We start from the raw sequence: 22,981 nt of genomic DNA, 5'->3' as shown, positions 1-22,981 counted from the left end.
TTTAATATTCACTTTATAAATTTATAAAATATTTTATTGTAATTTTGTTATAATGTTTTGATTTTATTATTTATAAACTCATCTAATGAAAAATTTTTGCTTTTTATTATTGTTGGTTCTTTCGAGTAACACATTTGCAAATGTAGATAATTTCAATGATTATTTGCAAGATTCTACACAAATAAATTCACCTATAGAGTATATAGATACTTATAACAAATATACGGTTATCAATCCTAATTTAAAAATTAAATTAACAGATTTCGGTGATATTGAAAAAACCAAAAAAGAGATTAAATATTCTTTAAAAAAGTACGGAGTTCAAATTTTAAACAAGAGAGAAGTGTATAATGTTTTTGAAAGTAAAGTTCCCCTAAAGTCAAATGTTAATTTTACTTTATTATATAATGATAAAAATATTGTGGCTTTTAGAACTCGGGAAAGTAGTAATATAGACTATGTCAAAGAACCATATAAAAATTTCACTGCAAATGCATATTTTTATAATTTTATAAATAATAAATTTATTGAACTACCCGTTTTAAATTCAGATAGTGAGGATAAAAGTAAGGCGACAGATATCTTACAAGGAGATCAGTTAACTTATGATTCAAAAAAAGGACAATATATTTATTTAGCAAATATAAAATCTTATAAAACAGGGAAAATACAATCTGTCAAAACTATTTTTAATAGTAACTTAAAATGTATTTCTTCTACTTTAGGATGCGAAACAATAGGGGCTCTTCCTGCTACAAAAGCTAATTAATTAAAAAAGCCCAACTTAAGTTGGGCTTTTTTTTACGTCTCTACAATTCCTTCTAAATCTTCGAGCGTATAGTTCGGCATATCAATAATATGGGTTTGAATACCTTCTTGCACATAATCATTAACATTAGGATATAGCCAGCGAGTAATCTGCTCCGCGACACTCGAGTGATACTGAATTTCAAAGTGATTTAATCCATAAAACACGGCTTTATGTGAGTCTGGAACTTTGAGCTGAAAACGTGGATTAGGGTGTTCACCTAGCGCGCTTTTCACACTCACCAAGTAATCGCCAATTACGGTCAACGCTTTGTTGCGTACTTTTTCAAATTCTAAGGTCCCTGCTACTAAAAAGGTATTGATATGGGAAGGCAGTGGAGCAGGAGCGCGGTTATCATCCATCATGCCAATTCGGGCATCCATATATTCCCAGTCGTCATCACGAACGCTACCATGGCGTAAGTCTAAAATGCCATTACTACGAATATTAACCAGTTGACCGAGTAAACCTACAAAAGGGAAGGCCCCAAGTTTATCTTGTATGGTAAAGCCAAAACGCTCTAAGACTGCGCCATGATGTGGAGAACCAATACATACTAGATTTTCGACCATATGAATCCATTGATACATATTTTGTTTGCCATAAAAAAGGGCACTACGAGCAACTAGTCCTCCCATGCTATGGCCAATAATATCAATACTGGTAATTCTTGGATTACGTTGTACCAAATCTTCTAATAAATTTGAAAAACTGCGTCCATTGGCTGAAATGCGTCGACCTGTATTGTAGTTTAAATACAGCATCGTGTTATGGTCACGCTGGGCTAACAGACGCTCCCCAATACCGCCATAATGTGCATTTGACCAAGTAAGGTGGTTCATACATAAACCATGAGCCAAAATCACAATACGACCTGCAAGCTCTCCTTGCTGGATTGCACCGTAGTGATCGTATAGCACCATGGGTAAGGCGAGGGGGCTATGCTGTTTAAGTAGATAATCCCCAAAAATCCCATTCAAAATTCCGACTAAAAAATGTAGGCTTGGGGTGAGTGGTTTTTCGTGAAGTGTAGGATATTTTTCAATAATATGACGTAAGCTTGGCGCTAAAAAACAGCTACCGTATTTTTGTAAAGCGCCATAAGAAAATTGATATGCTTTTTGCACAAATGGTCTTTTTTGAAAGTTTTTTGCATTTTGTGTGCTTACACCAAAAGCATTTTTTAATACTTCAATATTAATAACTTGTATTAATTCATGTACACCATTTAAGCTGGTACTGAACAGTTGAGCTAAACCTTCTAGTACGTCCGCCTGACTCGGTGGCGTACGATCCCATTTACAATAAGTTTCATGTAGTGGTGTTAAGCTCGGCATATCTTTTCCCCATATACGTTATAACCGACGTTTTAAGCTGTACTTTTTATCAACGGCAGTAAACGTTTCCATCTTAGTAGTTTAAATAACACATGTTTTTAAAATACTGATGAATGGTTAGTTGAGTGGTTTTTCTTGTCTGACAATAGTGTTTTTATATACAAACTGAGAACAAAAATGTGAGTTTATTCTCAATTTAGAGGGAAATATATGAATATTATCTACCTCCATGGCTTTAATAGTAGCTCTCTTTCAATTAAAGGGCTAAGCCTGAAGCAGTATTGTAGCGAATTAGGCATAAATGTGCATTTGCCAGACCTAAACAGATCTCCTAATCTAGTGGTAGAGCAAGTTTCAGCGCTGATTGAATCGTTGCAAGACGTAGCTTTAGTCGGTAGTAGTCTCGGCGGTTTTTTTGCGACATATTTTGTCGCGAAATATAATATTCCGGCTGTACTGATTAATCCTGCTATGCAACCATGGAAGTTGTTTGATGAGCTCTTTCAAGTTGAAAGCATGCCCTATGTGGTGAATGATCAATGGTCAATTGACCATATTCAGTTGCGACAATTACAACAACTGGAACTGAAACAACCTGAAAATGCTGACAAAATACTCGTCTTGTTGCAACAAGGCGACGAAATTTTGGATTATCGTCAAGCACAACGCTATTATAGTGCTGCAACGCCATCCTCATTGATTTTGACGGATGCTCATGGCAATCATGCTATGGAAGATTTTGAAGAAAAATTACCGTTAGTGATCGAATTCTTTGCGCACACCATCAAATAAGGAAAACGTACAACGTGACACAATATACGGCTCAATCGCTTGAAGTCCTTTCTGGTTTAGACCCTGTTCGTCGTCGTCCAGGGATGTATACCGATACGACTCGACCTAACCATTTAGCCCAAGAAGTTATTGATAATGCTGTTGATGAAGCATTAGCGGGTCATGCCGACAAAATATGTGTCACAGTTTATAAAGATGGTTCATTGTCTGTTGAAGATAACGGCCGTGGTATGCCAGTCGATATTCATCCTGAATATGGCCAAAGTGGTATCGAAATCATTCTGACCAAGCTGCATGCGGGCGGTAAATTTAGTACCGATAACTATCAGTTTTCAGGTGGTTTGCATGGTGTGGGAATTTCAGTTGTAAACGCTTTATCAACACGTGTTGAGGTCGAAGTTCAACGTCAGGGTAACCTATATCAAATGGCCTTTGAGCAAGGTGAACCCGTAGCACCTTTAGCCGTGCTAGAAGGCAAGGCACCAAAGCGCGCGACAGGTACAACGGTACATTTTTGGCCTGAAGCGAAATATTTTGATAGTCCAAAATTTGCTTTAAAAGCACTTAAACACAACTTAAAAGCCAAAGCTGTTTTAGCGGCTGGTTTAAAAATTATCTATATCGATCAAATTAACGATGAAAAAATCGAATGGCAATTTGAAAATGGCCTCGTCGATTATTTGATGGATGAATTACAAGACCGCGAAATTTTGCCAAATCCCGCTTTTGTGAGTAATGGTCAGGCAGACCGTGCGGCGTGTGAATTTGCAATTTGTTGGAATGTAGAAGGCGGTGAGCAGGTTCAAGAAAGTTACGTCAACCTGATTCCAACCGCGCAAGGCGGTACTCATGTGAATGGTTTACGTTCAGGTGTAACCGAGGCATTACGTGAGTTCTGTGAGCTACGTAACTTGTTACCGCGTAACCTTAAACTTTCGGCAGAAGATGTTTGGGATGGTGTGAACTATATTTTATCACTCAAGTTCCAAGAACCGCAGTTTTCAGGTCAAACCAAAGAGCGTCTTTCGAGTCGGGAAGCATCTAATATTGTTTTAAATATTGCGAAAGATGCTTTCGCACTCTGGCTAAACCAACATGCTGAAATTGCCATGCAATTGGCAGAAATGGCGATTTCTAAAGCTGGTCGTCGTTTAAAAGCAGCGAAGAAAGTCGAACGTAAAAAGATTGTTTCTGGCCCTGCATTGCCGGGTAAATTGGCAGACTGTGTTGGTCAAACGCGTGAAGACAGTGAGCTATTCATTGTCGAGGGTGACTCTGCGGGCGGTAGTGCCAAGCAAGCCCGTGATAAAAACTTTCAGGCTATCATGCCAATTCGTGGAAAAATCTTAAACACATGGGAAGTTTCTTCAGATGAAGTATTAGCTTCTCAAGAAGTTCACGATATTGCGATTGCCATTGGTGTAGACCCTGGCAGTGATGATTTATCTGAACTACGTTACGGAAAAATCTGTATTTTGGCCGATGCGGACTCGGACGGCTTACACATTGCGACTTTGCTTTGCGCTTTATTTGTTAAACACTTTCCAGCATTGGTTGAAGAAGGACATTTGTATGTGGCAATGCCACCATTGTTCCGTATCGACATTGGCAAAGATGTCCATTACGCGCTTGATGATGATGAACTTGAAACTATTTTGAAAAATATTAAAGGTAATCGTAATCCGCAAATTACCCGATTCAAAGGGTTGGGTGAGATGAACGCGATTCAGCTACGTGAAACGACGATGGATCCTAATACACGCCGCTTGGTTCAATTAGATCTTGATGATGCCCATTTTACAGCAGGTTTACTCGACAAATTACTTGCGAAAAAACGTTCGGCAGATCGTAAGCAGTGGCTTGAGCAGAAGGGTAACCTAGCTGATATCACTGTTTAATTAAAGTGTGCAGGATAATTTTTTATAAAATTATCCTGCACCTGACAACTAATATACTTTATTTCAAATAACTAATTTATAAGTGTTTTTCTAGTTTTAGCTATGTCCTTTATCTTTTGATGGCCATACTTCTAAAAAAGCTGTCTTATTCTGTTCTTTAAAGAACAAATGTTTTCCTTTGTCGGTTGTTTATCCCCTCTGCTGCTAACCATACACTTCATATAAATCATCGTTATGGTGTTTAAGTCATCTCAGTTTTTCCATGGATTTATGTAATTAATTTGCAAAACGTATTGGAACAGGATGAAAGGGAATTTAGTAATACTTTAGCTCTCTTTACATCTTATGTGGTGACTCATCGCTAATAGGTCCTTGATCAGAAATTGGCTGGATCTGGTATAGCCAAAGAATGATTAAAGCGCCTGCACACCATCTTTAAATATGAAAAGGAAAAAGCTATGGATCTCCAACTGAAAGGTAAAACAGCTATTGTAACTGCGGCAACAGCAGGCATCGGACTAGCAATTGCCAAAACTCTGGCTAAAGAAGGAACTGATGTCATCATTACGGGCCGTACCCAAGACAAATTGGCGGCAGCGGTAGCCGAGATTGAAGCAAATGCTCCCTTGGGCAAAGTAAGTGGGTTTTTAGCTGATCTTAGTACATCAGAGGGAGTTGAGACATTAATTTCACAACATCCTTACACCGATATTTTGGTAAATAACTTAGGATATTATGAAGCTAAACCATTTACTGAGATTACAGACGAAGACTGGTGGCATATGCTTAATGTGAATGTTATGTCAGGTGTGCGCTTATCTCGTCACTACTTTCCAAAAATGTTAGAAAATAATTGGGGAAGAGTGATTTTTATGTCGAGTGAGGTAGGAGCATTCACACCACCAGATATGGTGCATTATGGCGTAAGTAAATCTGCTCTATTGGCTGTATCACGTGGAATGGCCGAGTTAACAAAAGGCACAGGAGTTACGGTGAACAGCGTACTTCCTTCTGCAACACGTTCCGAAGGTATCATGGACTATTTGCGTCAAACTGCTCCTCGTCCCGACATGACAGATCAACAAATTGAAGCACATTTTTTCGAGACATATCGTCCAAGCTCATTGATTGCAAGAATGATTGAAGCTGATGAAATCGCATCAATGGTTGCGTTATTAGCAAGTCCCTTGGGATCAGCATCTAATGGTGCAGCAGTTCGTGTTGAAGGCGGAACCTTCCGTTCCATTCTGTAATACTCAAAATTTAGATTGGCATGTGAAGTGTATTATTCTGTTCTTATGTGACCATTGGCATTTTGATCACTAAATTAAAATAGACAGATTTGTCTATTTTAATTTAGGTCGTAATTTTTATAGCCTGTGGAAATTGAAAAACATCACAATTCGCTCCACTTCCAATTCGATCGACCACTGCAAAATCACTTGGTGCCTCAAAGGTAAGCAACGGATGATGCCATGTGCCTGCCCGATAATTGATACTTTGCTTACCGTCTGAGATAAAAGCACATAGCTTTGAAATATCAGGAGTATTCTCGTCTAAAGCGGGCGCGACAATAATTAAAAACTTTTGTTGCTGTAATGGAATAAATGCCTGAGACCCCTTTGGATGGCGCTCTAGCATTGAAATTTCCAGAGGTAGTATACTGGCCTTAATATTACGGAAAATACTAATTCCTGCCTTTGCTTCCCCTTCAACTTCAGTTTCAACGAGCGCGTGGTAGCGCTCGGTGTGAGCATCATTAATATGAAAAAAGTTATGCCCGTCACAACAAATAACTTCTCCGAAGGGCTGAAAACTCTCAATCGTTAAGGGCTGAATTTGGACATTATTCATGATCATGACTTGGCAATTTTTCCCCATAAACGAACACGACTAATACCACCATCTGGAATCATGTTAATACGAATATGAGAGATTTTTTCATGCTGTAAAATCTCATTTACATATTCATGAATATGGTCCATTTGCATTGGTTGAGTTTCTAGTAAGTAAGACCAGAACATACTTTGTGGAATTAGCTGTGCATCGGTTGCATTTTCAAGGTAAACCGCCTGAATAGAAACCTCAGCAGGGAAGTTCCCTTTAAAGTGAGCCGTATCAATTTCAAGTTTCTCAATTTTCCCGCTTTTACCGAGTGCAAGAATACACCAGTCATAACCCGGAGCTCGACGGCGTTTGGTTTCCCATCCATCGCCCATGTTGATGCCACGGCCTGGGTTAATCAAATTACGTGGATGTCCGAAATGAGCATCGCTATAGGCAACTACACGCCCACCATTTTCTAGGGCCAATAAATCAAGAGTTTGCTCGCTATCAGTCACCTGAATATGAACGTCTCCATAGACACGTAAACGAGCAATACCACCATCTGGGAAAATATTGAGGCGTATATGAGTGAAAAGTGCATCATTATTGACCATAAAAATATGATGCTGGCTTGGGCCGAGTTCTGTATTTCCTAAAAGACTCTCCCATTTTGCCCCTGTAAGGTCACCATTTGGTGCATAACATGCTTCTAATGATGCAGATGCTGGATAATTTCCTGTGAAAAAGCTGGTATCAATATCAAGTGCACTGATTTTTCCAGTCACACCAAGCTTCACAATGCACCAGTCATAGCCTGCGTGACGCTTTCGGCGTGTTTCCCAACCGTCCATCCATTTGCCGTTGTCATCAAATTTATCTTCAACAAAAATAGGTGCTTCAAATTGCAGCATACGCTTTGCTTCTGCAAAGAAATCATCTGAACACTCAATGATTTGTGCACCAATTCGGGCGTCGGCCAAATTGGTTTTCGTATTCAAAATTTCAGGAAGTTCAAATGCTGGAGCGTGCAATATTGCCATAATGGAGTATCCGTATTTCTTGTTAAAAACATGATTTTTCATTTAAAACTGCGCCAACACGGAGCGTGCTGAAACGAGTTTTACACGTAAATATATAAGCATGGTACATGCCAGTTTTGTGGAAAAGCTAAATAAATTTTGAAGGATGGCATGTTTTTAGCATAAGCACTCTATAGGTGAATATCTATAGGAGCATGTTATGAATGTGGTGATTATTGGTGCGGGAATGGGAGGTCTAACCACAGGCATTGCATTAAAAAAATTTGGTCACCAAGTTCGTATTTTTGAGCAAACTGAAAAGATTCTTCCAGTCGGAGCTGCAATTTCGCTGTGGTCGAATGGTGTGAAATGTCTAAACTATCTGGGATTAACTGACAAAATCGCCAAACTTGGTGGACAAATGGATGATTTGGCCTATGTGGATGGTCTAACTGGAGATGTGATGACACAATTCAGTTTACTGCCATTAATTGAAGAAGTAGGGCAAAGACCTTATCCAGTTGCACGTGCTGATTTACAAAATATGCTGATGGATGAATTTGGCAGAGAGCAGATTTATTTAGGCAAAAAAATGGTTAGCCTTCAAGACAAAGCTGATTATGTTGAGGTTCATTTTGCAGATGGCAGTTCAACGCAAGCTGATCTATTAATTGGGGCTGACGGTACTCACTCACTTACACGGACCTATGTGTTGGGACAACAAGTACAGCGCCGTTATGCGGGTTATGTGAACTGGAATGGCCTAGTTGAAATATCTGAAGATTTAGCGCCAGCCGAGCAATGGACGACTTATGTGGGGGAAGGTAAACGCGCCTCTTTAATGCCCGTTGCGGATGGTAAGTTTTATTTCTTTTTAGATGTGCCTTTGCCAGCAGGTTTAGACAATAATCGAGATGACTATAAAAAACTTTTAAAACAATATTTTGCTGATTGGTGTCAACCTGTGCAGCAGCTCATTGAACGCTTAGACCCACAAAAAACGAATCGGGTCGAAATCCATGACATTGAACCGTTTACACAATTTTATAAAGGTCGTGTAGTGATTTTAGGTGATGCTGCACACAGCACGACACCTGATATTGGTCAAGGCGGTTGCCAAGCGATGGAAGATGCGATTTATTTAGCGCGTTCTCTGCAAATAAACACTTTAGGTGTCGAAGATGCTTTACGTCGCTATCAAAATAAGCGCAATGAACGTGCAAATGAGTTGGTACTTCGTGCGCGTAAACGCTGTGATGTGACCCATATGAAAGATGAAAGCGTTACACAAGCGTGGTATGCAGAATTACGCCGTGAACAAGGTGGACATATTATGCAGGGGATTATTAGCAATATTGTGGGTAATCCACTCGATTAAAACAAAAACAGCAAGGAATTTTCCTTGCTGTTTTATCTTCTAAATCATAATTTTAGAAGTGGTATTTAACCAATGCGCTGACGTTATTTTCGTCTGCACCTTTAATACCGAATTTATTATTCCACACAGAGTGCTCAATACCGAGATATAGGCGTGTGTCAGGAGAAATGTGTTTACCTACATTCCATTTCCATTGTGTTGTCCAGTTCAACTCGCTGGCATGGTCGCCTTCAGCAGTTGACCAGTCAAGGAAACCATCTACCAAGAAATCTTCAGATCCTAATTTTAATGGAACGCCGTAAACGAATGTCATTTGATAATCGTCATCGGTTTTATCATTATCCGCACGGTAGAAGTTTAAATTCGCATATTGGAAATATGGGATATTTAAGTCAACTGCAAAACCATACAAGAAATTGTTGAAGTTGTTACCGTTTTCTCTATTGCCTTCCCAAGTAGTACTAATAAGTACATCTTTGATCGGACCATACGCCAGTTTTTTGCCTGACACTTCGCCTAAGCTTAAACGTGGTGATAACTCAAAATATGTACTTTTATGATCGTCTTCACCACGCATGTGGTCCATGAAGAAAAATACATCAGCGTATTTAACTTTCGCTGCATATTCCAAAGTAATCGTGGTTTCTTTGTCATCTACAACTTCATAGTTTTCACCATAAAGTCCAGTCACGCTAAAATCTTGCCAAATTGGTTTTGCCTGAACCATGGCAGTTGCAGATAACAAGGCACAAGTCGCCGCAAGTTGCTTTAATTGCATTTAAATGATCTCCCCCCAAATAAAGCACGCTAAGGATACAGGGTCTTAAGCAAAAATGAAGCCAAATTTGATCAACGGTTAAAAAAAGCCCACCGAAGTGGGGCGCTAAAAACTAAATCTTTAATGAGTATTTCTTGTGTTTATTGTTTGGCTTAAATGTGGGGTGCGCGAGCTAGGAAATGAAGGTAAATGATTAAATAATAAATTCAACAAGATAGCAAAGATACAAGTTGAACTAATGCCCGAATGGAACAAAGTTTGTACCCAAACTGGGAAATGAGCATAAAACTCATGGTTAATAATTGGGATCATCCCAGCTGATAAAGCGGTTGCAACAATAATTAAATTTTTCTGATCGTTATAATCTATTTTTGCCAAAGTGCGAATTCCACTCGCTGCAACCGACCCAAACAAGACCAAACCTGCACCACCAAGTACGGGCATTGGAATCGCTGCAATCAAACGACCCATAATAGGTAGTAGACCTAAAATAATCAGAATGACACCACCTGCTGCCACGACAAAGCGGCTTTTGATACCTGTAATGGCAACCAGTCCAACATTTTGGGCAAAAGCGCTTTGCATGAAAGAACCAAAGATAGGTGCAAAAGCACTTGAGAACATATCTGCACGAACACCATTGGCGATACGTTTTGAATCGACTTCAGTTCCTACAATGTCTCCGACAGCAATAATATCGGCTGTGGTTTCCGTCATAATTACTAAGGTAACGATTAGCATCGATAAAATTGCACTGAGCTCGAAAGTCGGTAAACCGAATGCAAATAAGTGTGGGAATTGGAGCCATGCGCCTGAGCTCACCTGACTAAAATCACCAAAACCCATAAAGTAAGCGAGGGTGGTACCAGCAACAATAGCCAATAAAATCGATAGGCGGCGAATGCTTGCTTGCGGCAGCATATTTAGAACAATCACAATACCTAAGGTTAGTAAGGCTAAAGAGATATTTTCTACGCTACCCCAGTCAGGTGCTTTGTTGTTGCCACCCATCATCCAACGAATCGCAACGGGTAACAGAGATAGCCCAATAATCGTGATGACGCATCCGGTCACAACGGGTGGGAAAAACCGAATAATTTTTGAAAAGTAAGGTGCAAGGCACAGTCCAATCAGAGATGCGACAATCACCGCACCGTAGACAGCAGGTAAGCCGCCACCAGTGGTGATAATGGCAACCATAGTTGCCACGCCCGCAAAAGACACACCCTGTACCAGAGGTAGTTTTGCGCCTAGATATTTGGTTCCGATTGTTTGTATCAGTGTTGCCAATCCCCCGACAAATAGGGCAGCTGCAATGAGCATTCCGACTTGTGCTGAGCTTAAGCCAGCGGCTGTTCCAATAATGAGTGGCGGGGCTACAATGCCACCATACATGGTCAGCACATGCTGTAAGCCGTAAGCAAAACTTTTGGAAATTCCTAAATATTCATGCTCTGGAGAAATCGCATTTTTTTGCTGATGATTCATATTTTTCTCCTATTTATATTTGAATTAACTACCGCGATAAGTGGAGTAAGCAAACGGGCTGATCAGTAATGGAATGTGATAATGCTGATTGACGTCTTCTACAAAAAACTGAATACAAACACGTGGGAAAAAAGTTTTTATTTGCTGAGATGAAAAATAAGGTGCAATTTCAAATTCAAGTTGATAAGCACCTTTTGCAAAGTCTGTTATTCCAAAATCAGCCACTCGACCGTCTGGATTAGTGGTTGCGGTTGCAATCAGCTCGTGGGTTTCTGCATGAAACAACTTCACTTCTACGTGTGCAGCTGGTTTGCCTAAATTCGTATCTAAAATATGAGTGCTGATCATGCTTGTATTTCCTGAGATAGACGTAATAGAGCAATCGCTGAGAGTTGCTCATGTACAATTACTTTTTCGATAGCTAAGTCATGTTGTAAACGTTCGCGTAGCTTTTTTAAAATCTCATCGCTACTGAGGCCCGCTGCTTTAATTAGAAAAATAAAGCCAAACTTTTGTTCATAATCAAGGTTGCCTTGTATCAGCGCTTGTTGCGTTTGTTCATCTAAAGAAATGCCAGCTTGTTCCTGATTTGAAAAATGTTGCTCTTTTGCATTGAGTTGTTTTTTTGCTTGTCGTTCACCAATTTTTGGATGGGTTGCTAAAGCAGTTTCAATGTCTTGCCATGACCACATTTGACTTAAATTTTCTGCATGCTCTAAAAGAGATGCTTTTGATGAATAGGGACGTCTTGAAGTGATTTTCTCGGCCCATGCTGGAATGTGGACACAGTTTTTTAACAAAGTTTTAAGTTGTTCGGGTGGGGCTTGATTAAACTCGGCTAAAAACACTGTTATTCCTAAACTCGTTGTCGTGATATAGAGTTTTAGCAATAACAGTGCCAAGAGGCGTTCATGATTGGCTTATGAATTTGGAAAATTAAAAAATCAATTATTTAGTTATGTGATTTTTATACCAATGTTCAGCAATGTCTTGACGACTACATATCCAGACTCGATCGTGCATTTGAATGTAGTCGAGAAACTTTTGTAGTGCTTTAAAACGACCTGGGCGCCCTAAAATACGGCAATGCATTCCAATCGACATCATTTTTGGTGCATTTTCTCCCTCTGCATACAGCACATCAAAACTATCTTTTAAATATTGAAAAAATTGTTCTGAACTATTAAATCCACCCGGAGAGCAGAATTTCATATCGTTACATTCCAGAGTATACGGAATAATCAGATGAGGGCGTGCCGCACCCGCAGCATTGGTGAGAGTCGTCCAAAAAGGCAGATCATCGCCATAATAATCAGAGTCGTATTGAATTTGCGGGAATTCTGCAAGTAATTGACGTGTATTAGGGCTATCACGTCCGGTGTACCAACCGATCACTTTATTTCCAAACAAGTTTTCTAAAACAGATAACGCTTGTTCTATATGCTGTTTTTCTAACTCAATATCAGTATCTTGATAGTGAAGCCAACGGTAACCATGAGAAACCACATCATAATCAGCTTGCTTAATCGCCTCTACAATATAAGGATTGCGGACGAGTGCCATTGCAACTCCAAAAATAGTCATTGGAAGTTTGCGCTTTTGGAACTCATTATGAATGCGCCAAAAACCAGCACGTGAACCATATTCGTACATCGAGTCCATCGACATATGTTTAGCTGGGTAACTTGCAGCGCCAATAATCTCCGATAAAAACTGTTCTGAGCCTTCATCGCCGTGCTCAATATGTTTTTCGCCACCTTCTTCATAATTAAGAACAAATTGCACTGCAATCTTGGCATTATTAGGCCATTTAACTTGTGGAGGCTGTCCGTGATAACCGATCAAATCACGTGAATAAGGAGACTTTTGAATTTGCTCAATGAGCTCGGCTCCAGATAGATAAGATTTGGACACGATTGCTCTCCTTTTGTTCAATTTTTCATAAAAATTTAAAAAATCAGCTTGCATATTTTTATAGATGGACTGATATTGAAGATATGAAGATCTTCAAAATAAATTAAAACCAGTACGTTTAAGTCAGGAGATAACAAACCATTACACCATCAAAATGTACAATTGAAGTCAGTTCATGCATGCTTAAAACATGCCAACATAAAAAAGTTTTGCATAGAAAAGATCCACAGTAAGAAAGAGAGGATGGTATTTATGAATATTGAAATCCGCACAGATAAAAACATCCATAACAGCGAACGTTTAATTACTTATGTACGTGCAGAACTTACTCAAGAATTCCAACGTCATAGCGAACGTATTACGCATTTTTCGGTTCATTTTAGTGATGAAAATGGGGACAAAGGTGGTGACAAAGATATCCACTGTATGATTGAAGCGCGTCCTTCAGGTTTAAAACCGGTTGCAGTGCACCATAAAGCAGGAAATATTGACGCTTCAATTCATGGCGCGATTGAAAAATTAAAACGTAGCCTCGAACATACTTTTGAGAAAAAAGAACACCCGAGAGGTGGGCAACCAGAATTCATTGATGATGAAGTTTAATTGAAAATGCTAAAAAGCCCTTCGGGGCTTTTTTTATATTTGATGAAAATAAAACTATTCACAACATTAGGTTTGCAATGCGATGCAATCAACCTCTAAAATCTGGAGAAGAGATTAGGCATAATAGCCCTAATATATTTTTGAGAGATGGTCATGTTAACCACCCAGCAGCAAGCTTTAATTAAAGCCATAGAAGAATTAGAACTCGCGCAAGTGCAGAAATTACTTGCTGACGGACTTGATCCGAACTTTATTGATCCGGAGCAAGGGCCACCTGTATCAATTATCTGTGACGGAATTTTTAAATGGTGGGAAAATGTATCGGAAGCTTATGAAGCAGGTACACCATTATCAAAAGAAGAGAAGCAACAAGCGTTACAAGTTTATCTCGATATTCTTGAAGCCCTAATTCAAGCCAAAGCAAATGTACACCTTTGGGATGCAGAAGAGTTTTATGGTCCATTATGGGATGCAGCAAGCTCGGCATGTGCTCCAGCTGTTCAACGTTTACTCGATGAAAAAGTTGATCCAAACTCACGTGATGAAGAAGGACTCACCGTTTTATCTTCAATCAGTCAGTTGTTCTTTGATTGTGATTTTGATGAAATAGATTGGTCAGAATCACTTGAAGAAGAGCGTGAAACATTAGAATTATTGCGCCGTCATGGGGCTAAAATGACAAAAGAATTAACTACTTGATTGGACATTAAAATGAAAATAGTACAAATTTTAACTTTTGCCCTTACAACTGTTGCTGCTGGAAGTACTTTCGCAGCAGAATTTTCCTTTGACCGTCCTGGAGCAGGCTTCGGAACAGGTATTACACCAGTGGGTAAGTTAGCTTGGGAACAGGGTTTACCTAGCGCGACTTATACAGAGTCGACTGTTGATGGCGTTAAAGAAAAGACCGTAACTGTAAGTGAAGATATGCTATTCCGTACAGGTTTGGCTGATGGCTTAGAGTTACAATTAGGTTGGCAAGGTCCAGCATGGACTCAAACCAAACGTGTTGGTAAAAAAACTGACAATTCAGGCTTTGGTGATGTAAGCATCGGTTTGAAAAAAGCAATTGATCTAGATGATGAAAACTTATCAATGGCTGTGTTAGCTCAAGCTGTCATTGCAACTGGTAATGATGAATTTACTGCGCATGATGATATTTATAGCCTAAGCTCAGCAGTAGCTTATAAATATAATGACTTGATTGATACCTCAATTACTATGCGTTACGAAGTGCAAAATAGTGACTGGGCTGTGACTGCAATTCCAGCAATCAATTATAAGATTGCCGGTAAACTTTCTGGATATTCTGAATTCATTTACCGTAAAGCTGAAAGCCAAGACTATGAATACGGTTTAGGTACAGGTTTAGTCTACGCTGTAAATAATCGTACTCAGCTTGACGCAAGTATCGGGGTCGATTTAGAGGGTCAAGACAAGAGCTACAATGGTGGCTTAGGCGTGGCGTTCTTGTTCTAATCGAAGCAATTTAAATTTATGTTAATGAAAAAGCTTATTCATCAGGGAATTCTTTATTTTCTAACCGTTGCTGTTTGTGTGTTTAGCCAGTTGGTTTCCGCACAAGATAAGCTGCTCTCGCCCGAACAAGCTTTTTCATTTTCGGTTGAATCTTCTGAGCCGCATACTGCGAGTTTATCTTGGCAGATTCAGCCAAATTACTATCTATATCAGCATAAATTTACCGTACAACAAGGTACTCAACCTTTAGCTTTAAAGTTACCTAAAGCAATTGCCCAATATGATGAAAATTATGGGCAAAGTCAGGTTTACTACCATCAAGTTAATTTCAAAATTAAAACAAAACCTTCAGAGCACTATAGTGTGACTTGGCAGGGCTGTGCCAAAGATCGTATTTGTTATCCGCCACAAACTATTGAATTTCAAACTGATGCAGATGGCTTGGTCGGTGTACAAAACCAAGCAGGAACAGCACCAAAACGATTGCTCGATTTGGCAAATACTCAATCCGACACTTCCTCAGATTCAAAACTTTTAGAAAAAGAGCAGGGCACAGAGGCAGTAATTGATCCAGCCACGCCACAAATTGCGCAAGATCAGATTTGGTCTGCTAAGCTAATTGAACACTCACTTTGGTATGGGGTTTTGTTATTTCTCGGTTTAGGCATGTTGCTCGCATTTACACCATGTTCTTTACCGATGTTGCCTATTTTAACTTCGCTGATTATTCGAGAACATAAAGGTTTAAAGGCTTGGACCATTGCACTTACTTTTGTGTGTAGCATGGCATTGGTCTATGCAGGCTTGGGTTTAATTGCTTCTTCAGCAGGCTTAAATTTCCAGCGCTGGTTACAACAGCCTGCGACTTTAATTGCTTTTAGTTTGTTGTTTATCGTATTTGCTCTGAACCTATTTGGCTTGTTTGAAATTCGTTTACCGCAAACATGGTTAAACCGACTTGATCGTATTCAGTCAATGCAACAAGGCGGCACTTTAGTCGGTGCTGGAGTCATGGGTGTGGTTTCTGCACTCTTGGTCGGTCCTTGTATGACTGCACCTCTCGCTGGAACTTTATTATTTATTTCTCAAACACAAAACCAATGGCAAGGCGCTTTGCTTTTATTCTGTTTAGGTTTTGGAATGGGAATTCCCTTATTGCTTGTGAGCATTTTAGGTGCAAAATTCTTACCTAAAGCGGGAGATTGGATGCATCAGATTAAAGTAATTTTTGCTTTTCTGATGTTGGGTTTAAGTCTCTACTTTATTCGTCCTTTATTGCCAGATTGGGGGATGCAAGTACTTAGTCTAGTGCTAGGTCTCTCTTTTATAGCCTATGCTGTTTATCAGTTTTTCTGGAAAAAAGGGCAGCTACAGTGGCTCTATGCGATCTTATTATTAATCGTTACCCCTTTTGTAGCCTATAATCAATATCAACATATTCAAAATCGAACTTTGCAAAGTTCTGACCACATGACCGAGTGGCATGTTGCGACTAGCGCGGCAGACTTCCAAAAGATTTTAGCAGCAGCGCCTACTGATCGGGCTATTGTGGTTGATGTATATGCAGATTGGTGTGTTGCTTGCCAACCGATTGAGCACCGTATTTTAAAAGCACCTGAGGTTCAGTCTGCTCTCGCACCTTATTATTTAATTAAGCTTGATTTGAGTCACTATGATCAGTCGCATGAAGCGTTACTCAAACAATGGAATATTTTAGGACCACCGACCTACTTATTTTTAAACCCAGAGCAAAAAGAGATTCGTGCTTTACGTTTAACTGGTGCTTTTAGTCAGCAAGAGCTTTTACAGCAACTTGCGAGTTTGGCAAAACTAAAAGAATCATAGTGTATTAGCAGCTTCATTCTGATGAAATGTACGTACCTGATTACGTCCTGAAGCTTTTACAGCGTAAAGTGCTTGGTCAGCCTGTCGAATAACAAGATAAGGATCTTCTGCAAAAGCTGAACTGCTGATTCCAAAACTTGCACTAATATGAATAGGATTGTTTTGAGCGCTACAAACAGGTAGTTCTTGCAGAGCAAGACGACAACGCTCAGCAATTTTCTCTGCTTGAATAATATCGGTGTGGGGGAGTAATAAAATAAACTCCTCTCCACCAAATCGACCAATAATATCCTCGTTACGCAAGTTCTCAGAAAGACATTGAGCAATTTCAATTAAGACTTGATCACCCTGGTGATGCCCGTATATATCATTAATTTTTTTAAAATGATCGATATCGAGAAGTACCACTGCATAATCAAATTGCTGTTGATGTAAGGACTCTAAATACGTATTTAAACTACGCCTATTTAATACATTAGTTAATGGATCAATTTGACTTAAACGTTGAATGTAGGTTTCCCGCTGACGCCATTGTGTAAGTAATATTTCAAATAAAATAAAACAAGCCAGTAAGATCGGCATAATAAAAAAAGCCATACTTCCCAACCAAAATGAATTGGTTTGAGCATGGTCCATGGCATCAAAATTAAATAGAGGAGCATAAGGCAAAGTACCTATCATACCTAAATACGTACATACCGTTAAAATGATTGTCGCAGGCACAAGGGCGCTATAAACGATTTTACGGTTAAATAACACTAGGCCTACCCCAATCGTACCCACATAACCGACCATAGTGGCCGGGCTAATACTGCCAATTAAATATCCATCGTGACATAGCATGAGTGCAAAGAACTGAACGCTAATGAAAGGAATAACTCTTTGAGCCCATTCATCATTTTTGTAGCGATAACAGGGAATAATTAAAATAATTAATAAAAATAAGGTAAATAAATTAAGCCAAATCTGTGATTCAACCAAGGGTAAATGAGTCCATTGCCAGACACTTGGTGTAATTAAAATATAGCCTTTCCATAAAATCCAACTGAAATTCATTGCACCGGCAAGTGTCAGCATCAGTGCGCTTTTTTGTAGCGGCGTCCAGTTAATGATGTGATTATGGTGAATGAAATCGATTATCACCTGTTTTATTCTATGTATGGGATGAGTGATTAAACGACTTTTCATAATATGTAAGGGCTCCTAAATATAGATGCCTCTTTGTTAGACCATCCTAAAATTGGATTGTTTAAATAATTTATATTTTAAACATACCATGATTTTCATTTTATAGATGATGACTTTTTATAAAGAAGATGATGCGAAAAGTTTTGTTCACTCTCCACATCATTTATAGATAAATTAAGTTTTATCAAGTTCGTGAGCAAATTCAGCAATATCTGCCAATGCTTGTTTTGCCTCATCAAACCATGCATTAAACATCTGGAAGTTATGCCACATGCCTGTATAAAGTTTGAATTGCACTTTAACACCAGCATCTTCAGCTTTTTCTCTAAAACGCTTGGCATCGTCTAATAAGATTTCTTTAGACCCGACTTGAACCAAAGTAGGCGGTAGGCCATGCAAGTCATCGAAAATAGGCGAAACACGTGGGTCATCAGCTGCAATATGATTGCCTATATAGTATTGAGTTCCTGTTTGCAGCGCTTCAATAGAGAGTAAGGCATCATGTTTTTTATTAAATCTGAGAGATTCACTCGTGAGTGTTAAATCCAAAAATGGAGATAATAAAATAAGACCACTTGGCATGAGCTCAGGTTGTTCTTTTAAACGTAAGCAAAGTGCTAGCGCTAAATTCGCTCCGCATGAATCACCCGATAAAATAATATCTTTAGGCTGAATACCTTGTACCACTAAAGATTGATAGATGTCATATAGAGCTTCAGTTGCCTCAGGATAAGGATGCTCTGGTGCAAGTGGATAGTCCACATGAATAATCTGCATTTGAGTACGGGCAGCTAAATCCGTCATGAAAGCATGGTGTGTTTTGACACTGCCAAGAAAAAAAGCGCCGCCGTGAATGTGAAAAATCAGTTGAGTGGCAGAATCTTGTGGTTTGATTTCTTCACCTTTAATGCCTGCTAACCGAATTGGGCGTACAGAAACATTTTTTTGTCGTGGGAAAGCACGACACATCTGATCTAGAACGGGACGTAAGGCGGTAGCCGGCAAATTTAGCTGACTTGGCTTGCGAATTGTTGTTTTAAGAAAAGTTTCTGTAAAATAATATTTCCAAACATTTGATATATTCATAGAGCATCCATTTTTATGCTAGTTTCTTGTTTTCTTGTAAATTTTATTTTGCAAGATTACAAGGTTACACGAAACAGTCACATTCAAAAATTGCAATATCTTTGCGACTTCTGAATACTAAAAATCTTGAAAGACCCAAGGATATTACAAAAATGAAAAAGATTGCTTTAGCTTTAGGACTCATTGGTATGGCTGCATTTGCCAATGCGGCTGATTCACTCAATGGAACGGTATGGAAAACGATTGATGATCAGACCAACAAGCCAAAAGCCGTAGTGAAATTTACGGAACAGAAGGACGGAACCTTAACTGCAACCATTCAAAACATTTTGACACCGGGCGAAGAAAACGCTTGTACAAAATGTGAAGGTCCGTATAAAAACAAACCACTTAAAGGTGTCACCATTGTACATAATTTAAAAAATGTAGGTGGTAACAGTTATGAAAACGGTACGATTTTAGACCCAAAATCTGGTAAAACTTACAAACTGAAAGGTGAGTTAACCGATGGCGGTAAAAAGCTTAAATTACGTGGTTATATTGGCGTTTCTGCACTTGGTCGTAACCAAACATGGATTCGCGCGAACTAAAAGTTTTAATAAAAAAACGAGCCGTATGGCTCGTTTTTTTATGCTTGAATATTTTGATAGATGGTTTCATCGAAACCTACAATGAAGCCTTGAGCGGTTTGTAAAACAGGTCTTTTAATCAAACTTGGTTGAGCAATAAGTGCTTCAATAAGGTGATCCTCACTGCTTAAAGCACGATTTTGTTCTTCTTCTGATAGCTTACGCCAAGTCGTGCCTTTTTTATTGAGAACTGTATCTTTTCCAATTTCTTTTAACCAGATCTTTAGAGTATCTACATCAATGCCTTGTTTTTTATAATCATGAAAATCGTAGCTCAAACCTTTGGCTTGCAAAGCATCAAATGCTTTTTTCATTGAATTACAGTTTTTAATTCCATAAATTTTTAACATTTTATCGGACCATGTCAAAAAGAGAGAGCACACAGCCTAACCCAAAAAGCTTTTAAGCACTACTTTATACCCATACTTTTAAAACAAATGAAAATTAATGATTAATCGAAAAAGAAATGTCATGTTATTGTCATAAGACAAGGTAATAATGAGCTTAATAAGAAGAAGTTAAAACTAAAAGAACTTAGCGCAAAAAATAAGAGACTAAAAAAGAGAAAACCCGCATTTAATCATCCTGATCATGCGGGTCTCATTTCAACGTCCAATGTCACATCCTTGCAAATAAACTTATCATAAGTTTATTTTATCTTCCTACGGCGTCCTATCCTTTTGCGTCATCCTGACTGCGTCCTTGTGCCGTGGGGCTATAATGCCGTTAAAGCTGTGTAAGAAAAATACTCAAAAACGACATATGCTGTAAGCGAAAACGACAATGCAAGTGAACACTCGTTCACTTACTCTTGAATTTTATAGTCAATAATGACAGGTGCATGATCGCTAAACCATTGATCTTTAAAGACCCAAGCGTTGGTTGTGCGTGCTTTCCAGTCTGGTGAGCATGCATGATAGTCAATACGCCATCCTACATTTTTTGCACGAGCTTGGCCGCGATTTGACCACCATGAATAAAGTTCTGCTTCTGGGCGAACGATACGGAATGTATCAACATAGCCAAGTTCATCATAAATATGGTCAAGCCATGCACGCTCATGTGGTAAACAACCAGATGATTTTTGGTTACCTGACCAGTTTTTGATATCAATTCGTTTATGAACAATGTTGTAGTCACCACAAATGATGACTGACTTATTCTCATCACGCCATTGTTTCAAGATTTTTGCGTATTCACCTAAAAATAAATCTTTACGTGCTTGCGCTTCTTCACCACTTGAGCCCGAAGGTAAGTATAATGACGCAATATGTACCGGATGTGACAAACCTAAATCGAATTCAGCAGAAATAAAGCGGCCTTGACTGTCAGCCAGCTCAAACCCTAAACCATCTTTAACCGAGACGAAGGGTAGGCGGCTATATATCGCAGTCCCCGCATAACCTGCACGCTCTGCTGGAAAGAGATGGGTATGCCATCCTTCGGGTCTAAATTTTTCAGTCCATTGTTCATGGGTAATGCGGCTTTCCTGCATGCATACGACATCGGCATCTGATTGTTCTAACCATTCAAGTAAGCCTTTCGTTACTGAAGAACGTAAGCCATTTACGTTAATGGAAACGACTCGAAGAATTTTTACATCACTTGGATACTGATCCTTTGGTATCATGCGAAAATTTAACCTCAATTGTGAATTTGGAGCACCTCATGACAACGCCTGTGTCATTTCACCCGCAAGCATTTATCGAACTCGCATTATCACGCGGTGTGCTTAAATTTGGTGAGTTTACTTTAAAATCTGGACGCGTGAGTCCTTATTTTTTTAATGCAGGCCTACTCAACGATGGTGAAGCTTTATCTCTTTTAGCGCAAGGCTATGCTGATAAATTAACACAATGCCAAAATGTTGATGTGATTTTTGGACCAGCTTACAAAGGGATCCCATTTGTAGCCGCGACTGCTGTTGCTCTGTCGCAAGTCCATAACAAAAGTGTGCCATGGGGCTTTAACCGTAAAGAAGCAAAAGATCATGGTGAAGGTGGCGTTTTAGTTGGTGCTGCTGTTGAAGGTAAAAAAGTCTGGATTATTGATGACGTAATTACCGCAGGTACAGCGATTCGTGAAGTTGTAACGATTTTGAAAAATGCTGGCGCAACTATTGCGGGTGTTTTGGTGGCATTAGATCGTCAAGAACGTGGCCAAGGTGAGCTTTCTGCGATTCAAGAAGTTCAAAAAGAATTAGAAATTCCTGTGCACGCACTGATTACCATGAGAGATTTAATGGATTATTTAGAGGCAAAAGGCGAAAAAGAAGCGCTAGCAAATATGCAAGCTTATCGCGAAAAGTATGGAATCTAATTTTTAATAATTTAAAAAAGGAAGCGATGGCTTCCTTTTTTTATAATTTAATCAAATTATTGAGTTGGTTAAATAATGGTGGTGGAGCGTGAACAATCATAAAAAAACTGTTCCAATGCGCTGAAACCTAGAACGGATTAGACTAAGATTTTGATGTTAAAATGAAAATTTAAAGTATTTTGTATAAGCTGTCTTATGTTAATTTTAGAAATATTTAATTGATGGGAATAATATGACTAAACAGCCAGAGTGGATAATACAGGGCAAAAGTATCAAACAATTAATTAAAGAATTAGAATCTTTCGAGGATCAAAATTTATTAGTTGAGCTATCTTTTGATGATGGAGAAACATCTAAACCTATAAGCTTAGTTAGTAAAATTGATGGAAAATGTATGTTACTGAACTGTGAAAACTCAACGGATTAAGTTTTCCATTTAATATAATGGGACCTTATGCGAAATCCTATAATTTTATTTATTTAAAATCTTTTACATCCCACGTCATGCCCAATTTGTCTTGTTGATCTTGTTTAGTCATCACCAATTGCGAAACAGAAGCCCTAGCAAATATGCAAGCTTATCGTGAGAAATA

At 38.9% G+C, this 22,981-nt stretch carries 24 protein-coding genes; 12 read left to right on the top strand and 12 right to left on the bottom strand.

What is annotated here, in order from left to right:
• The first annotated feature begins 85 nt into the window (after positions 1-85).
• Positions 86-769 (top strand): hypothetical protein, encoded by a 684-nt coding sequence (locus tag F968_RS03075; protein ID WP_004790105.1) that lies wholly within the window; start codon positions 86-88, stop codon positions 767-769.
• Between the two features lie 32 nt (positions 770-801).
• Here the strand turns inward: F968_RS03075 and F968_RS03070 are convergent, their stop codons facing one another.
• Positions 802-2,145, bottom strand: coding sequence for an alpha/beta fold hydrolase (locus tag F968_RS03070; protein ID WP_004790104.1), 1,344 nt, complete (start codon positions 2,143-2,145; stop codon positions 802-804).
• A gap of 210 nt (positions 2,146-2,355) precedes the next feature.
• Between F968_RS03070 and F968_RS03065 the strand changes: the two genes are divergently transcribed.
• The 3 genes from F968_RS03065 (at position 2,356) to F968_RS03055 (ending at position 6,088) form a co-directional block, all read left to right on the top strand.
• A complete protein-coding gene (locus F968_RS03065; protein ID WP_004790103.1) occupies positions 2,356-2,937 on the top strand; it encodes a YqiA/YcfP family alpha/beta fold hydrolase in 582 nt (193 codons plus the stop codon).
• Positions 2,938-2,951: 14 nt separating this feature from the next.
• A complete protein-coding gene (gene parE, locus F968_RS03060) occupies positions 2,952-4,835 on the top strand; it encodes a DNA topoisomerase IV subunit B (protein ID WP_004790102.1) in 1,884 nt (627 codons plus the stop codon).
• Positions 4,836-5,293: 458 nt separating this feature from the next.
• Positions 5,294-6,088, top strand: a complete 795-nt coding sequence (locus tag F968_RS03055) for an SDR family NAD(P)-dependent oxidoreductase (protein ID WP_004790101.1) — start codon at positions 5,294-5,296, stop codon at positions 6,086-6,088.
• A gap of 103 nt (positions 6,089-6,191) precedes the next feature.
• On the opposite strand, the gene F968_RS03050 is transcribed toward F968_RS03055, so the two are convergent.
• On the bottom strand, positions 6,192-6,695 hold the full coding sequence (locus tag F968_RS03050; protein ID WP_004790100.1) for an ureidoglycolate lyase: 504 nt from the start codon (positions 6,693-6,695) through the stop codon (positions 6,192-6,194).
• Positions 6,692-7,702, bottom strand: a complete 1,011-nt coding sequence (gene alc, locus F968_RS03045; protein WP_004790099.1) for an allantoicase — start codon at positions 7,700-7,702, stop codon at positions 6,692-6,694. Before alc ends, F968_RS03050 begins: the two co-directional genes overlap by 4 nt.
• Before the next feature lie 199 nt (positions 7,703-7,901).
• Here alc and hpxO point away from each other — a divergent pair, with 199 nt between their 5' ends.
• Positions 7,902-9,059 carry an FAD-dependent urate hydroxylase HpxO gene (hpxO, locus tag F968_RS03040; protein WP_004790098.1) on the top strand — a complete coding sequence of 386 codons (1,158 nt, stop codon included), beginning with the start codon at positions 7,902-7,904 and terminating at the stop codon, positions 9,057-9,059.
• 52 nt (positions 9,060-9,111) lie between these two features.
• Here the strand turns inward: hpxO and F968_RS03035 are convergent, their stop codons facing one another.
• From F968_RS03035 to puuE, 5 genes are all read right to left on the bottom strand, one after another.
• On the bottom strand, positions 9,112-9,837 hold the full coding sequence (locus F968_RS03035) for an outer membrane protein OmpK (RefSeq protein WP_004790097.1): 726 nt from the start codon (positions 9,835-9,837) through the stop codon (positions 9,112-9,114).
• A gap of 120 nt (positions 9,838-9,957) precedes the next feature.
• On the bottom strand, positions 9,958-11,325 hold the full coding sequence (locus F968_RS03030; RefSeq protein WP_004790096.1) for a nucleobase:cation symporter-2 family protein: 1,368 nt from the start codon (positions 11,323-11,325) through the stop codon (positions 9,958-9,960).
• Positions 11,326-11,349: 24 nt separating this feature from the next.
• Positions 11,350-11,673, bottom strand: a complete 324-nt coding sequence (uraH, locus tag F968_RS03025; RefSeq protein WP_004790095.1) for a hydroxyisourate hydrolase — start codon at positions 11,671-11,673, stop codon at positions 11,350-11,352.
• Positions 11,670-12,173 (bottom strand): 2-oxo-4-hydroxy-4-carboxy-5-ureidoimidazoline decarboxylase, encoded by a 504-nt coding sequence (gene uraD / locus F968_RS03020; protein WP_004790094.1) that lies wholly within the window; start codon positions 12,171-12,173, stop codon positions 11,670-11,672. Before uraD ends, uraH begins: the two co-directional genes overlap by 4 nt.
• 100 nt (positions 12,174-12,273) lie before the next feature.
• Positions 12,274-13,239 carry an allantoinase PuuE gene (gene puuE, locus F968_RS03015; RefSeq protein WP_004790093.1) on the bottom strand — a complete coding sequence of 322 codons (966 nt, stop codon included), beginning with the start codon at positions 13,237-13,239 and terminating at the stop codon, positions 12,274-12,276.
• Positions 13,240-13,491: 252 nt separating this feature from the next.
• Here puuE and F968_RS03010 point away from each other — a divergent pair, with 252 nt between their 5' ends.
• From F968_RS03010 to dsbD, 4 genes are all read left to right on the top strand, one after another.
• Positions 13,492-13,842 carry an HPF/RaiA family ribosome-associated protein gene (locus F968_RS03010; RefSeq protein WP_001019316.1) on the top strand — a complete coding sequence of 117 codons (351 nt, stop codon included), beginning with the start codon at positions 13,492-13,494 and terminating at the stop codon, positions 13,840-13,842.
• A gap of 153 nt (positions 13,843-13,995) precedes the next feature.
• The gene (locus F968_RS03005; RefSeq protein ID WP_004790092.1) at positions 13,996-14,541 is read left to right on the top strand and encodes an ankyrin repeat domain-containing protein; all 546 of its coding nucleotides are present in this window, start codon (positions 13,996-13,998) and stop codon (positions 14,539-14,541) included.
• Positions 14,542-14,553: 12 nt separating this feature from the next.
• The gene (locus F968_RS03000) at positions 14,554-15,321 is read left to right on the top strand and encodes a transporter (protein ID WP_004790091.1); all 768 of its coding nucleotides are present in this window, start codon (positions 14,554-14,556) and stop codon (positions 15,319-15,321) included.
• An 18-nt stretch (positions 15,322-15,339) separates the two neighbouring features.
• A complete protein-coding gene (gene dsbD / locus F968_RS02995; RefSeq protein WP_004790090.1) occupies positions 15,340-17,166 on the top strand; it encodes a protein-disulfide reductase DsbD in 1,827 nt (608 codons plus the stop codon).
• Here dsbD and F968_RS02990 read toward each other — a convergent pair.
• Together F968_RS02990 and F968_RS02985 are read right to left on the bottom strand one after the other, a co-directional pair.
• Positions 17,161-18,354, bottom strand: a complete 1,194-nt coding sequence (locus F968_RS02990) for a GGDEF domain-containing protein (protein WP_004790088.1) — start codon at positions 18,352-18,354, stop codon at positions 17,161-17,163. The two genes, dsbD and F968_RS02990, sit on opposite strands and share 6 nt — an antisense overlap.
• 174 nt (positions 18,355-18,528) lie before the next feature.
• Entirely contained in the window at positions 18,529-19,440 is a 912-nt protein-coding gene (locus tag F968_RS02985) for an alpha/beta hydrolase (RefSeq protein ID WP_004790086.1), read from the bottom strand.
• A gap of 152 nt (positions 19,441-19,592) precedes the next feature.
• Here F968_RS02985 and F968_RS02980 point away from each other — a divergent pair, with 152 nt between their 5' ends.
• On the top strand, positions 19,593-20,030 hold the full coding sequence (locus F968_RS02980; protein WP_002121971.1) for a DUF2147 domain-containing protein: 438 nt from the start codon (positions 19,593-19,595) through the stop codon (positions 20,028-20,030).
• 38 nt (positions 20,031-20,068) lie between these two features.
• Here the strand turns inward: F968_RS02980 and F968_RS02975 are convergent, their stop codons facing one another.
• Both F968_RS02975 and F968_RS02970 read right to left on the bottom strand, forming a co-directional pair.
• Positions 20,069-20,419, bottom strand: a complete 351-nt coding sequence (locus F968_RS02975) for an arsenate reductase (protein WP_004790084.1) — start codon at positions 20,417-20,419, stop codon at positions 20,069-20,071.
• A gap of 455 nt (positions 20,420-20,874) precedes the next feature.
• Entirely contained in the window at positions 20,875-21,699 is an 825-nt protein-coding gene (locus tag F968_RS02970; RefSeq protein WP_004790082.1) for an exodeoxyribonuclease III, read from the bottom strand.
• A 38-nt stretch (positions 21,700-21,737) separates the two neighbouring features.
• On the opposite strand from F968_RS02970, the gene pyrE reads away from it, so the two are divergent.
• Entirely contained in the window at positions 21,738-22,388 is a 651-nt protein-coding gene (gene pyrE / locus F968_RS02965) for an orotate phosphoribosyltransferase (protein ID WP_004790081.1), read from the top strand.
• A gap of 232 nt (positions 22,389-22,620) precedes the next feature.
• Positions 22,621-22,815 (top strand): hypothetical protein, encoded by a 195-nt coding sequence (locus F968_RS02960; protein ID WP_004790078.1) that lies wholly within the window; start codon positions 22,621-22,623, stop codon positions 22,813-22,815.
• Positions 22,816-22,981 lie beyond the last annotated feature (166 nt).

This window comes from Acinetobacter sp. NIPH 817 (assembly GCF_000368405.1).
Lineage (GTDB): Bacteria > Pseudomonadota > Gammaproteobacteria > Pseudomonadales > Moraxellaceae > Acinetobacter.
The sequence above is the reverse complement of the archived record's forward strand: the minus strand, read 5'-3'. Positions and strand labels throughout refer to the sequence as shown.